Raw genomic sequence first — 13,640 nt, forward strand, 5'->3', positions numbered from 1 at the left:
TTTAGCTACAGAAAGGTATATCAATGAAGAATCATAACTTCTTTGCACTGATCATCTTTGTGTCGGGGATATTGGCCGCTGTTAGTGTTCACCACCAATATGCAGGTCATCTCGAACTACTCAAGCCCGTATCGCATTACGGCATCTGGTCACTGCTTCCCGGCTTAATCACGATAGCCTTATGCCTGTTCACCAGAGAGCCATTAACTGCCTTGCTGGGCGGCATCGTTATTGGGGCCTTTATGCTTGGCCGATACGACTTAACGGACAAAGTGCTGATTCCCAACTTGGCAAAAGAAGGCTCTGCCACCATATTATTGCTGTATTTATGGCTGCTTGGTGGCCTTCTGGGGGTCTGGTCTAAAACCGGTGCTGCGCAGGCGTTTGCCAAGTTTATGACTCAACACTTTGTAAAAGGCCAACGTTCAGCAAAATTGGTCGCATGGTTACTGGGTATTTTCTTTTTCCAGGGGGGAACCATCAGTACGGTGCTGGTAGGCACCACAGTACGTCCGATTGCTGACAAAGCCAAAGTCAGCCATGAAGAAATGAGTTACATTGTCGACTCAACCGCTTCTCCTGTTGCTTCGGTACTGGCATTCAACGCATGGCCTTTGTACATTCAGGGCTTAATTTTTGTACCTGGCGTATCATTTCTGGCAACGGAAGCGGATCGTTTAAATTTTTTCTTTAGCAGCGTGCCCTTCAGCTTTTATAGTATTTTTGCGGTCACTGGAACCCTTTTACTGTCGCTGAATATTACCTGCCTGTCCGGGAAGCTCATAAAACAGGCACATAAAAGAGTACTGACAACAGGTGAGTTGGACGCTAAAGGCGCAAGGCCGCTGGGCGCCTCAGAATTACAAACGACCAAGGTCCCCGATCATTACAGCCCGCATGTTCTGGAATTCATTATTCCTTTGGTCAGCCTGATTGCTATCGCGGTCTTAACGTTCGTTTATTCAGGTACTCCAAAAGTGAACTGGGCCTTTGGCACCGCTTTGTTGTTGTCTGCTGCTATTGCCATGGCCAAAGGCATGTCATTAGCCGATGTCGTCGAAGGTTTTGGTGATGGCTTAAAAGGTGTCGTGTTAGCATCGGTCATCCTGATGCTGGCAATGACCATTGGCAGTATCAGCAAGGAGATTGGCGGAGGGCTGTATGTCGTGTCGCTACTCGGTGAGCGACTGACTTTTTGGTTATTGCCGGTGATTTTACAGCTGATTACCATGTTGATTGCTTTTTCAACGGGTACCAGCTGGGGAACCTATGCCATCACCTTCCCTCTCGCCATGCCCCTTGCCTGGGCCATTGCCCAATCACAGTCAGTAGCCAATCCAGAGCTGTTTATGATGATCTGTTTTGCCACAGTGCTGAATGGTAGTGTGTTCGGCGATCAATGCTCCCCCATATCCGACACAACCATACTCAGCTCAATGACCACAGGGTGCGACCTGATGGATCATGTCAAGTCTCAGATCATTCCTGCAATATTTGCTGCTTCGTTAGCGGCCTGCTTATGGACAGCTGTCGCTTACTTTTTTGTATAATATGCATTTTTTCGATGACTGGGAAAATACGTTATGCGACTGCGTCATATCGAAGTATTTCATGCCATCTACACGACGGGCTCTATCACCAATGCAGCCAAGATATTGCACGTGTCTCAGCCATCTGTCAGTAAAGTGCTTTCTCACGCTGAACAACAGCTGGGCTTTGCGCTTTTTGAAAGGGTAAAAGGACGATTAATCCCTACCAGAGAAGCAGAAATCCTGTTCAGTGAAGTGGATAAAATGTATCAACAGATGCGTTCTGTTAAAAATACCGCGGAAAACATCAGGACGGCAGGCTTTGGAACGATTAGCATTGGCGTGACTCCTGCCCTTGGTTTTGAAGTGGTGCCAAAGGCCATCACTTCGTTCCAAAAAGAACATCCGAACGTTAATGTCGACATTCAAACCATAGACAACAACGATGTTATGCAATCGCTTCTGGAGCGACAGTGTGATTTCGTCGTCTTGTTTTCACCAAACACAATGGCAGGCGTGATAGAGCATCATTGTGCCAGTTCTGAAATGGTGGTGATGTACCCCAAGCCGCTTTTTCCAGAAGCGCCTGACTCACTGACATTGGCTGACTTAAAACACTTACCTTTTATTGATATCGGTGATAGTGGGCCTCTCGGTGATTTACTGTGGACCAGAATGCATGAAAACGCTGTTCAGATACACTCCACCATAAAAGTGCAAACCTACTTTATTGCCGCACGAATGGTTGCCTGGGGGTCAGGAGTCTGTATCGTTGACAAGTACACAGCCAGTGCCAACTTATCAGAAAACGTAAGTTATGCCTCACTTTCTCCCGGCATGGCGTTTGACGTTAGCCTGGTGCACCTCGAGAGTAAGCCGCTTTCTGTCGCTGCTACTGACTTTATGTCATGTTTTAATCAAGCAATAACCTGAGACTATAACCCTGACAAAACAGGTTAATGTTCATAGCTGCCCGAACGCCCTATGCTGAAACAGTTACTTACTTTCAAAGCAGAGTGTTCTCAATGCAAATCACGGCTCCGTATTTACTCTTTGTGGGTGATGCCACCGACGAACTTTCGATAAAAATGGCTAAAGGTGCAGCCGACTGGAGACCAGAGCTGTGTGTCGGTGAAATGAACGCTGACGGGTGTACAGTGACCACCGGGCTGCCCCGGATGTCTATTGAGGAAGCCGTAGACAAAGGAGCCAAAACGTTTGTATTGGGCTTTGCCAACAGTGGCGGCGTATTGGAAACCAGATGGCACCCCATCATTTTAGAAGCCATATCGAAAGGCATGGATGTTGTCAGTGGCTTACACGATAAGTTGACCAGCGTCCCGCAACTGGCTGAAGCGGCGAAACAGCACAAGGTTCAACTGTTGGATATTCGTCACCCGGAATCCGTATTCAAAACCGGCACCGGCCTTCCCCGAAGTGGCAAACGACTACTGACTGTTGGTACCGACTGCTCTGTCGGTAAAATGTATACATCGCTCAGTTTAGAGCGCGCCATGAAACAACATGGCATGGATGTTGACTTCAGGGCTACTGGCCAGTGTGGCATCTTAATCGCTGGACAGGGCGTTGCTATTGACTGTGTTGTTTCTGACTTTATCTCGGGTGCAACAGAAACACTGTCTCCTGATAACAGGGAGGCTCACTGGGATATCGTAGAAGGCCAGGGTTCTTTATCACACCCGGCTTTCGCGGGAGTCAGCATGGGGCTGTTACACGGCAGTCAGCCTGATGCACTGGTGATATGCCACGCATTAAATCGCTCTCATATGAGAGGCTTGCCACACACGGCGTTTCCGAGCCTGGAAGAAACTATAGAATTAAATGTCGCCGCAGCCAAACTGACCAACCCTGATGTCAAAGTTGTCGGCATTACCGTTAATACGTCGTCTGTCAGTGTTGAAGAAGGTCGCGCCTACTGTGACCAAGTCAGCAAAGCATTGTCTTTACCCTGTGTCGATCCGGTACGGGATGGCTGTGACGAAATCGTTCACTATTTGTATAAAGAGTTTCTTTAAATGTTGTCGAAAATCTCGTTACATTATAAGCAGTCAGACTTTCCCCTCGCACAGGTATTTCGTATTTCACGGGGCGCTAAAACCAAAGCCGAAGTGATTGAAGTGACGCTCAGTTGTGCCGGGAAAGTCGGTCGCGCAGAATCAGTGCCGTACAATCGATACAATGAGACCATTGAATCGGTTATCAGACAGTTGCACAATGTCCACAACCAGCTCAATGCAGGTATCGATTTACAAACCTTGCTGGCCTCAATGAGCGCGGGCTCTGCCAGGAATGCCCTTGACTGTGCCTTTTGGGACCTGAAAGCCAAATTAGCTCAGCGTTCAGTGGCAGCATTGGCAAACCTTGAAGAACCTGCTGACTGCATCACAGCACAAACGCTTAGTATCGACACCCCTGAAGCCATGGCAGCCGCAGCAAAAGCCTTGGATAATGCGCCGTTAATTAAAGTCAAACTGGATAATCAAGACATTGCGGCAAAAATTCAGGCAATTCATCAAGCCTCACCTGGCAGCGACATTATTGTCGATGCCAACGAAGCCTGGTCCATTGAACAGCTGGTTGAGAATGCCGACGTTTTGGCAAAATCGAATGTAACGCTGATTGAGCAGCCTTTGAAAGCCGGTGAGGATTCAGAACTACTGGGACTGGAACTGCCAATCGCACTGTGTGCCGATGAATCCTGCCATACCCGTAAAGATTTAGAGTATTTATCAGGCCGCTATCAGGCGATCAACATCAAGCTGGATAAAACAGGGGGTTTAACAGAGGCCATTGCCCTGAGCAAAGAGGCAAAGGATCTCGGCCTGGACATCATGGTGGGTTGCATGGTGGGCAGTTCCTTAGCCATGGCACCGGCCTTCCTGCTGGCCTCTGATGCCCAATATGTTGATCTGGACGGCCCGCTTTTAGTGGCGCAGGATAGAGAACACGGGTTCGCTATTAACAAGGGGGTTATGTCGGCTTTGAATCCTGATTTGTGGGGTGGGGCGAATTAAATTAAAGTGGCAACCATAATAAACTGAAGCCTCCCGGAAACGTGCCATGACAAAAATAACAGGTCCCTGCGATCTACTGATCACCCATGTTCATATCGCCACCATGGATCCTTCCGGGGGAACGGGCAGCTACGGCGAAATTCCAGACGGTGCCGTTGCCATTGACCAGGGCGTCATCCAATGGCTTGGGGCATTGACGGAGCTGCCGATCAGTCTGCAACCGAAAACCCTCATCCACGGCCAGGGCCAATGGTTAATGCCAGGGCTGATCGACTGCCATACCCACCTGATCTATGGCGGCAATCGCGCTACCGAGTTTGAACAACGCCTTGAAGGCAAAAGTTACAGCGACATTGCCAGAGAGGGTGGTGGAATTATGTCGACGGTCAATGCCACTCGCCGGTGCAGTCTGGATGAGTTAATCGAACAATCCCGCCCACGACTGGAAGCACTGCTCAGCGAAGGTGTCACCACACTGGAGATCAAGTCCGGCTACGGTCTGAATCTTGAGACAGAGCTGAAAATACTGAGAGCAGCCAGGGAACTGGAACAGCAATACCCGGTGAGAATCGAAAAAACGTTTTTAGGAGCACACGCGCTGCCACCGGAGTTTGCCGGTCAGCCGGATCGTTATATCGAAGTGGTCTGTGAAGACATGTTGCCGGTCATTGCTGAAGAAGGCCTGGCAACCGCCGTCGACGTATTTTGCGAAACCATTGGCTTTAATCTGTCGCAGACTGAAAAAGTGTTCCAGCGTGCCCAATCCCTGGGGCTTGGTATCAAACTGCATGGAGAACAACTGTCTGATAGTCAGGGTACCCAGCTGGCAACGGCTTACGACGCTCTTTCAGTGGATCACCTTGAGTACCTCAGTGAAGAAGGTGTGAAAGCACTGGAGAACAGCGCCACAGTTGCTACATTATTGCCAGGGGCTTTTTATTTTCTGAAAGAATCTCAGCTCCCTCCGGTTGAAAAACTACGGGCGTCGGGTATCCCCATGGCGCTGGCCACCGACCTGAACCCCGGAACCTCACCTTTTACGTCGCTGCGACTGATGATGAATATGGCTTGTACCCTGTTTGGTTTAACCCCCTCAGAAGCCCTGGCCGGTGTCACCCGACACTCAGCCAGGGCCCTGGGGTTGCATCACCATACCGGCATGATTAAAACAGGCTACGCCGCTGATCTGACACTGTGGCCCGTTAACAGCCCGGCGGCACTGGCAGCCTGCCTCACCGGAGAGCATCCTTCGCTCACGCTTTATAACGGTGAAGTCAGATGACGCCCTTTCACACGATTAATTCACACGATTAATTCACACGATTAATTCACACGATTAAGAGTGCCCATTTCCCATGTCTGAGTTAACACCTGTAGAACCCAATACCTGGAACGGTCGGGTAGACCTCGATGGCGACCCACAGCAGACACAACGCTGGCACCAGAAAATCAAACCCTACTCAGAACACACAGGCTCCAGCGGCCTGGCTCTGTTAGGACTGGCCTGCGATGAAGGTGTCAGGCGTAATCATGGCCGGGTGGGTGCTGCCAAAGGCCCTGACCTGATTCGAAAATGCCTCGCCAACCTGCCCTGGAACCGGGACGATGAACTTTATGACCTGGGCAACGTCCACTGCCAGGATGGTGACCTGGAAAGCGCCCAAAACCAATACAGCCAAACACTGTTGAAAGCCCTTAAGGAAGGTATGCTGCCGGTCGGCCTCGGTGGTGGACACGAAATAGCCTGGGCCAGCTTTAAAGGACTGGCAGACTTTCATACCCACGATCACAAGACCCCCAAGGGACTGAATATTGGCGTGATCAATTTTGATGCCCACTTTGATCTGAGAAAGCCAGAGAAAGGTGCCAGTTCCGGAACCCCCTTCTGGCAGATAGCCCAGTTCTGCGAACATCAGAATCTTGATTTTCACTATATGTGTCTCGGGGTCAGCCGCAGCAGTAACACCCAGGCACTGTTCGAAAGGGCCGACGAGCTTAATGTGGCTTATGTCACCGATGATCAGGTTAATAAAGACAATCTCGACTTTCTGATCGAAGAGCTGACGTGTTTTACCTCGATGGTGGATCACGTTTATTTAACGGTTGACCTGGATGTTTTTCCTTCCTATCAGGCTCCGGGGGTCAGTGCTCCGGCGGTCAGGGGAATCCCCCTGGATCTGACGGCCACCCTGCTTCAGACCATCAAGGAGTGTGCGAAAGTCAGGGTGATGGACATTGCCGAATACAACCCTGAGTTTGATCATGATCTGCGCACTGCCCGGCTGGCCGCCTGGTTAATTCACCGACTCACCGATCAACCGGAAAAATAAGACAGAGTTCAGGTATTTGGGGGATTAAAACCAGCATTGGTCTGGAAAACGGCCTGAAAAATAGCGGTTTTTATCTTTCGAGTAATGACAGGTCACACAACATCACAGCAACTATTACGTCTTAACAGCGTGGAAACATTGTGCGAGAATCAGGCCTCCTGGAAAGATAGTATATGAGTGCACAATGGAAAAACCCCGTCGTCTTTGGGTAACCACATTGCTTTTTTCGTTAACGTTTTTGGCGGTGGTTACCCTTGTCCCCTGGTATGGTTTTACCCATGGTTTTGAACTCCATGAATGGATCGTTGCCGGATTGATTCTCACGTTTAATGGTACAGCCATTACTGCTGGCTACCATCGCCTGTGGTCCCATAAAGCCTATGAAGCTCACTGGTCACTTCGTCTCTGGTTTGCACTCTGGGGCGCCATGGCGATCCAGAACAGCATCATGAGCTGGGCATCAGGCCATCGCCGCCACCACGCGTTTGTCGACGACTACGACAAAGACCCCTACTCTGCCAGTCGCGGATTCTGGTTCTCCCACATTGGCTGGATGCTTCGTGATTACGATCCAAAAGCCAATGATTTTTCGAATATCAAGGACCTGCAAAGAGACCCCATTGTCGTCTGGCAACATAAATACTATGTGCCACTGGTGCTGTTGATGAACCTGGGTGTGCCCGCTCTGGCCGGTTTCCTGATGGGCGATGTGATGGCCATGTTGCTGCTGGGCGGCGTGCTGAGACTGGTACTGAGCCATCACTTTACTTTCTTTATCAACTCTCTGGCTCATATCTGGGGTAAACGTCCTTACACCGATAAAAACACCGCCCGGGATAACGGCTTCCTGGCTCTGGTGACCTGGGGTGAGGGCTATCACAACTTCCACCATATTTTTCAGTATGATTATCGCAACGGTATTCGCTGGTGGCACTTTGATCCAACCAAATGGTTGATCTACGGCTGCTCAAAAATCGGTCTGACAGGCAAACTGAAACGGGTCAGCGATTACCGGATTGAAAAAGCCCGAATCGATATGCAATACAAATACGCCAGCCAGACATTGACTTGCCAGATTGCCCTGCAAAAACTGGAGGAACAGTACGAACTGGTCAGCAGCAGCTGGCACGATTGGAACAAACTTCGCCAGAAGTGGGTCGAGCACAAGACCAAGGTACTGAAACAAAACTGGGAGAACTCAGAGCTTCACAAGCAATATAAAGAAATGAAAAAATCCATGCAGGAACAGCAAAAGCGCTGGCAGCTTGCCCGTGAAGGCTTGTTAACCTGATTGCCTATCTACCAGGGTATAGGGCACCGCCTTGTACCCTCCTCTCTTAAAACAAATAAAAAAAATAAACATTTACAATCCCGTTCGGAAAAGACTGGTCTAATCTGTCAACTTCATAAATATAAATTTTTGAACGTTTAACCACTTACGACATCAGATGGCAGAGCCGAAGGGAAACTTTCTAAAGGCAAGGCATCAATAAATAACCACTGAACTATCTGTAATACATTGGCTAAATTATTGTCGAACTCCGTGGCTCTTCTGGAAAAGATCACCGTTTATGTGCTCTTAACCGGCCTTTTTCTGTTCCGTAATAACTGGAACAAAAATCCCATATTCATATTGGTCGCTCTTCTCAGCCTGTCAGTCGCTTCATCTGCTTCAGAGAGCCTTCTGGAACGTATCGAACAGGTCGAAAAGTATGAGCGTTACTTCAAAATACTGGGAGACATTGCCCAGAAAACCAGAGACTACCCTGTTACCCAAAATCAATACTGGCGAGTCCATATCCTGCGTTCTCCTGCAGATCACACAGAATATATGCTGATCGACCCTGAACTGAGCTCAACCCCTATAAACAGCCCCCTGGTGAGATCACCTATGTCACCAGACACTAATGAAGCCCCGCCCTTCATACGCAGCCCATTTTGGGGGGGGAGTCAATTCTTTACTTCCTGGCGCATTGAGCACCAGAGCCAGTCTCTGGAGAGTGGCCCGCTATTTGAGAGGACAGGCCTTGCTACTTTCAAAAAACTGTCAGCAGGTGGTAACCCCTTTACCTTCAGAGCAGATGAAGAGATATTGCTCAGCGTAAGAATGAGAGTGCAGGATCATCAAATTGGAGACCCCAACCCCAAGCGGAGAACGTTTACTCTGGTGTCTCATTATAACCCCCCGCTTGCTACCCCTCCCGTTACAACCATGTTCAACGCATACCACGATCAAAACCAGAGATTTTTCTGCCACTATATCAACAGTCAGAACTCAACCTGCGAGGTCTGTGTAGAGTTTAAGACTCTGGAAGATGAAAAAAGCATCCACGACCTGAGAACAGCCAGCCACTTTTATGACCAGCATCCCGTCGAAAAAGAGCTATCAGGTACTTCCCCTCCGGTATTAATTGCAGATGATGACTATCAACAATTCCTTGAGGTCTTTGAACAAAATGTCCAGGGTGAATTCCTTAACGTTTACAATGGCATGAACGTAGACGTGTCTTCGCACTACCAATCTATCGGACAGGCTCATGCACAGGTGATCGGAAGAGGTCAGTTTTCCGTTGTTTTCACCCTGGATAACGTTATGCCCGGACTGGCACTGCGACGCTTCCCCGGTTATCTGAACAAAAGGGACGCCGATAATTTTCTGCTCACACACGAAGCCGCACTGAAGCTTTACAGGGAGTTGGGCGTCAATCTGGAGCCCACCCGACTCTTGCTGATCAAAGCCAGGGAGGGTTACTCCATTTATATGATTCAGCGTCAACTCAAACAAGATGAACTGGCCGAAAGTTTCATCGAAGGCCTGCTCGACTTTGGCCCTGAAGCCATTGCCATGTCAGTCAAATCCCAGGACAGCACAGGCGAAGTGTACGAGATGGGATACGCAGAAGCGGTCAGCCGTATTCTGCACGCGATCATCACTGCCATCTATAACAATCTGGAAAAAATGGGTAATGAACAGAGTGCCCATAGAATCTTCTGTGATGCCAAACCGGATAACTTTGCCGTCCGCTTCACTTATCACAGAGAGTGGAAAAGAAACAAACTCTACCTTCATGACCTGTTCACTCATGCTGACCTGACAGATTTTCACCCCTGCACTCTGGTATTATTCGATAAAATACTGTTCGATGGCGGCCCTGCAGCCGCAATGCTCACCCAAATTCTGGGCTACAACCCCTACCAGGCGTACCAGGAGAAGATTAAACACTGGCCTGATGCCAAGAAACTGATTGTTAAATCTCTGGCAAACATTGCCTATCACGCTGGTGATATGGCTTATGAGATCATACCGGAGCTGGTGGACCGAACGCGCCTGATGCTGTTGGATGAGTGGCAATCCAATCCGGAACTCAACCAACTTTATATGAACTACCTGCATCAAACCTCTACTCCAGGCGAAGATGCCAGCAAGCTGCCACTGGAACACCTATTCTTTGATCCCGATGAAATTACCGCTGAGAGTATCATTCAGTACCGAAACAGTAGCTCCAAAAATAACCTCAAACTAAAGCTTCACCACTACCTTTTAAAACTGGCCAGAGAGATGCGGCCTGAACGGTTTAATCATCAACTCTATCTACCCGTTGACCATCAGCAGGACTGGTGGCTACGTACCGTCGACAAAAAATACCGGGAAACTTTTTCAAATGCACTGGAAAGTCGCTTTTTTGAGCTTCAGACCAACGAGACTGCAAACAGTGAGTCTGGCAGGTTGACCAGCGAATCCCTGAGAACTCTGGTCAATTCAGTAGCGGCCGATCGCACATTGCTCGATGAAGCTAAATTAAGTCAACTCCTCAACTGGCATGTCGTTAGCAGCAAGATACCCGAACAGGCAACCGAACAGAGAAATAAGCATGAGAAAGACTTAAAAAGAATTGAGAGAGACCACCTCATTCGAAGAGTCAACCAATTTTACTCGAGTCAACTCCAAAACCTGCATACTGAGTCCGGGCCAGACTCGCCGGTTGCCACATTGCCGGTTGCCACATTGCCGGTTGCCACATTGTTTAATGACCACCCCAATAAGGCCAATGAAATCATTGAAGATAGCCTGAAAGCCTTTAAAAATGGATTCAGTAAGCTACAACAGCTTTTCTGGCTGCATTTGGTCGACGAACACCAGCCAGCACTCTCAAAAGTCGAACAGAAACAGCTTGATAACCTCAAAAGGGATCAATGGATCCAACAGGTCAACCAGAGATATTCAGACGCCATCAGAAACACTCTGAACAAGGCCTTTGAACACCAATCTTTCGAAGACAAAGTCCGGCTGTTAGCCAGCGATCCCCTGCTTGAAATACTCAGTCGGGAAGTTTTATCCGACCCCCGTATTTCTTTGTTTCCTGGCGAGGAAATTTCTGCCACAGAGCAGAAGCCAAAAGACTGGGCCATGGATGAACCAGACTTTTCCCCTTTACCAACAAAACTAAAAAAAAGAAGCAGTAATGCTATCAGCCAACCGTCAACACACATTGAGCTGACCCAGCCGACCGCAGACAGTCAATTGCTATCAACCGGCTACTCTTCCGGCACCCTTACCCGTAAAGGCCTGACCGACCTGATGAACAAATGGGGCATCTACCCTATGGACATCGTTCAGGCGGAAGCCACCACCTTTCCTGAAGCCTATAGCCAACTGAAATCCCAGAACTGGGCCGGAGCTTTAAAGAAGCTGAACCTTGTATACCCTCCTCCTGTTTACCCTCTGCCAGAAACCGTCAGACTGCGCTTTAAACCCCGTGTTTATGAACGCCAGTATCTGGCCAGAGAACTCCGATTGATACCCAGTCATGATAAAGTGCAGTTTCCAAGTTACACCTACAGAGACACTTTGATTCAGGCAATCAAGGAGGTTATGGAGCACAGAAACCCGAGTCATAAGCCAAAACCCCTGGTGATTATTGACCTTTCCTCTTCTGTTGATGAAATGATATCCGGTGCCGCTCACCACTCCACCCCTCCGCCCTCAGCTCCCAGAATCATTGTGATCCAATCAACCCGGAGTCGTGATGGGGCTGGAGAGTTGAATCAGGTAAAACAAGTGGCCGTTCCCCTGCCACTTTTGAATCAGTGGATTCTTGAGAACAGGAATTACGATTACCTCCTCAGAGTCTTGAGAGTTTACAATGACGATCAATGGTTCACCCTGAAACTCCCCGAACCCGTCAAAACCCAAAAGAGCAAAAGAGTCAAACAAAACAAAAGAGCGACTTACCCTGGCCGTCAACCATCCCCCCCCTGGATTTCACAACCGTCCTATACAAAACCGGTCAAACTGGAAAACCTTCGCCTGAGTGCTGATGAAAAGCTGGGGCTGTTGCACCAGGGAATCGGTGAATTGTCACCGGTAAAATTAGCACAGCTCAGAGTTCATCAGGCAACAATACAGACACAGCTGCGTCGGGCAGAACAACAGGCGATCAATGCCTTGAAGTCACAATGGTGTCAAATTGAACAGGTAGAGGCAGACCACTTCTGCCTGTATAGCAGCCTGGTTCACTTACTGAATATGAGACCAGAAAGTGCCAGAAAACTGATTAATCACATTGTTGCCCTGCTCAAAAACCTGATATTAACGATGCCTTATGCCGATCATGGCCTTCGTGGTCACATTGTTGGCGGTCTGTTTCGGAACATTATTTTTCTGGCTTTAAACCACAATGCAACAAGCAGCCATCTTCTGTTCCAGCTAAGACAACTGCTCGCCAATGATACTGTCAGAGCCAACAATCTGCTCAGAAAACTCTTGAGCCAACTCCCCGAACAGCTGACCATAAACTACCGCCACATTCTGAATAACCCTAACAGCATGAGCATGAATGAACTCTGGCCCCTCTTGAATCAGCTGATCGCTCATGCCGGCAACAATACTGCCCTGAGTCTGTTATTGGCTGATTTGATTAACCAGTTAGCGACATTGGCAGGGCAAACCCAACACGAGTTCCTGATACGTGACCTGATCCAACATCTGGACCGACAATGGCACCAGAACGACACGGTGTTAACGTCTCATATGCTGTTTCTTGGACTGGGAGCACAGGCTCTTGATAACCTTATGAACACGCCCAGCCAGACCGGCTTCCAGATGCTTCACGGCCTCATGCCTATTCAACTGGGACAACACATGTGGGGAGACACTAACGTACTGGAACACCTTCTGATGCCTTTGCTTCAGGCGGCTAATACGCCATTAAATGTCATGATTGTTACCCCTGCTGTTCACAGCCCTCAAAACCCGCTGGGAGCCATGTTGATTCAGGCATCGGCTGGCATCCCGGCTTTGGGAACTGTACCAGTACCGAGCCATGATCAATTGGAGATCATGCAATGGCTTCATGATCCAGACACACTGACGCTGTTCCATGGTGACCTGCAAGCACCATTGTACCCACAGAGTACGATAAACACTGGCAATCACTGGCAGCCTGTTGTGCCAGCAGCACAATCGATACCCTTCACCTGCGCGACCAACCTGATGCCCCCTGTCACCCAGCCCCCGTTGACTCTTGCCAATACCTTTCCGGATAACCTGCCCGTGGACTTTGAACACCTGCTGCCAAGCCAGGGACGCACCGAAGCTGAAACGAATCTTGAAACGATTCACTGGATTCACTGGCTGGTGATTATAATGACTCTGGTTCTGGATAGTGCCTCTGGCAGTTAGTGGCATTAAAACATTTTCCCACCCTCTATCTTCCTTGACTATCCTGTAGAAATTGTTGGAATTC

The 13,640-nt window shown here is 49.0% G+C and carries 8 protein-coding genes; all 8 read left to right on the top strand.

Annotated elements, in window-relative coordinates; all coding sequences use genetic code 11:
• Nucleotides 1-23 precede the first annotated feature (23 nt).
• The 8 genes from K7B67_RS13085 to K7B67_RS13120 all read left to right on the top strand — a co-directional run bounded on the left by K7B67_RS13085 (nt 24) and on the right by K7B67_RS13120 (nt 13,576).
• A complete protein-coding gene (locus tag K7B67_RS13085) occupies nt 24-1,550 on the top strand; it encodes a Na+/H+ antiporter NhaC family protein (RefSeq protein WP_252176304.1) in 1,527 nt (508 codons plus the stop codon).
• 33 nt (nt 1,551-1,583) lie between these two features.
• Entirely contained in the window at nt 1,584-2,462 is an 879-nt protein-coding gene (locus K7B67_RS13090; RefSeq protein WP_252176305.1) for a LysR family transcriptional regulator, read from the top strand.
• Between the two features lie 92 nt (nt 2,463-2,554).
• On the top strand, nt 2,555-3,565 hold the full coding sequence (gene dgcN / locus K7B67_RS13095; protein ID WP_252176306.1) for an N-acetyltransferase DgcN: 1,011 nt from the start codon (nt 2,555-2,557) through the stop codon (nt 3,563-3,565).
• On the top strand, nt 3,566-4,564 hold the full coding sequence (dgcA, locus tag K7B67_RS13100) for an N-acetyl-D-Glu racemase DgcA (protein ID WP_252176307.1): 999 nt from the start codon (nt 3,566-3,568) through the stop codon (nt 4,562-4,564).
• A 46-nt stretch (nt 4,565-4,610) separates the two neighbouring features.
• Complete coding sequence (gene hutI, locus K7B67_RS13105) at nt 4,611-5,846, top strand: imidazolonepropionase (protein ID WP_252176308.1); 1,236 nt, start codon at nt 4,611-4,613, stop codon at nt 5,844-5,846.
• Nucleotides 5,847-5,919: 73 nt separating this feature from the next.
• Nucleotides 5,920-6,894 (top strand): formimidoylglutamase, encoded by a 975-nt coding sequence (gene hutG / locus K7B67_RS13110; RefSeq protein WP_252176309.1) that lies wholly within the window; start codon nt 5,920-5,922, stop codon nt 6,892-6,894.
• 184 nt (nt 6,895-7,078) lie between these two features.
• Nucleotides 7,079-8,185, top strand: a complete 1,107-nt coding sequence (locus K7B67_RS13115) for a fatty acid desaturase (RefSeq protein WP_252176310.1) — start codon at nt 7,079-7,081, stop codon at nt 8,183-8,185.
• Between the two features lie 240 nt (nt 8,186-8,425).
• On the top strand, nt 8,426-13,576 hold the full coding sequence (locus K7B67_RS13120; protein ID WP_252176311.1) for a hypothetical protein: 5,151 nt from the start codon (nt 8,426-8,428) through the stop codon (nt 13,574-13,576).
• Nucleotides 13,577-13,640: the final 64 nt, after the last annotated feature.

The organism is Endozoicomonas sp. 4G, from assembly GCF_023822025.1.
Classification (GTDB): Bacteria; Pseudomonadota; Gammaproteobacteria; order Pseudomonadales; family Endozoicomonadaceae; genus Endozoicomonas_A.

Excerpts from the sequence above, each read along its gene's own strand:
- dgcA (WP_252176307.1), top strand. The coding sequence starts at position 3,566 with ATGTTGTCGAAAATCTCGTTACATTATAAGCAGTCAGACTTTCCCCTC.
- K7B67_RS13085 (WP_252176304.1), top strand. The coding sequence starts at position 24 with ATGAAGAATCATAACTTCTTTGCACTGATCATCTTTGTGTCGGGGATA.
- K7B67_RS13090 (WP_252176305.1), top strand. The coding sequence starts at position 1,584 with ATGCGACTGCGTCATATCGAAGTATTTCATGCCATCTACACGACGGGC.
- dgcN (WP_252176306.1), top strand. The coding sequence starts at position 2,555 with ATGCAAATCACGGCTCCGTATTTACTCTTTGTGGGTGATGCCACCGAC.
- hutI (WP_252176308.1), top strand. The coding sequence starts at position 4,611 with ATGACAAAAATAACAGGTCCCTGCGATCTACTGATCACCCATGTTCAT.
- hutG (WP_252176309.1), top strand. The coding sequence starts at position 5,920 with ATGTCTGAGTTAACACCTGTAGAACCCAATACCTGGAACGGTCGGGTA.
- K7B67_RS13115 (WP_252176310.1), top strand. The coding sequence starts at position 7,079 with ATGGAAAAACCCCGTCGTCTTTGGGTAACCACATTGCTTTTTTCGTTA.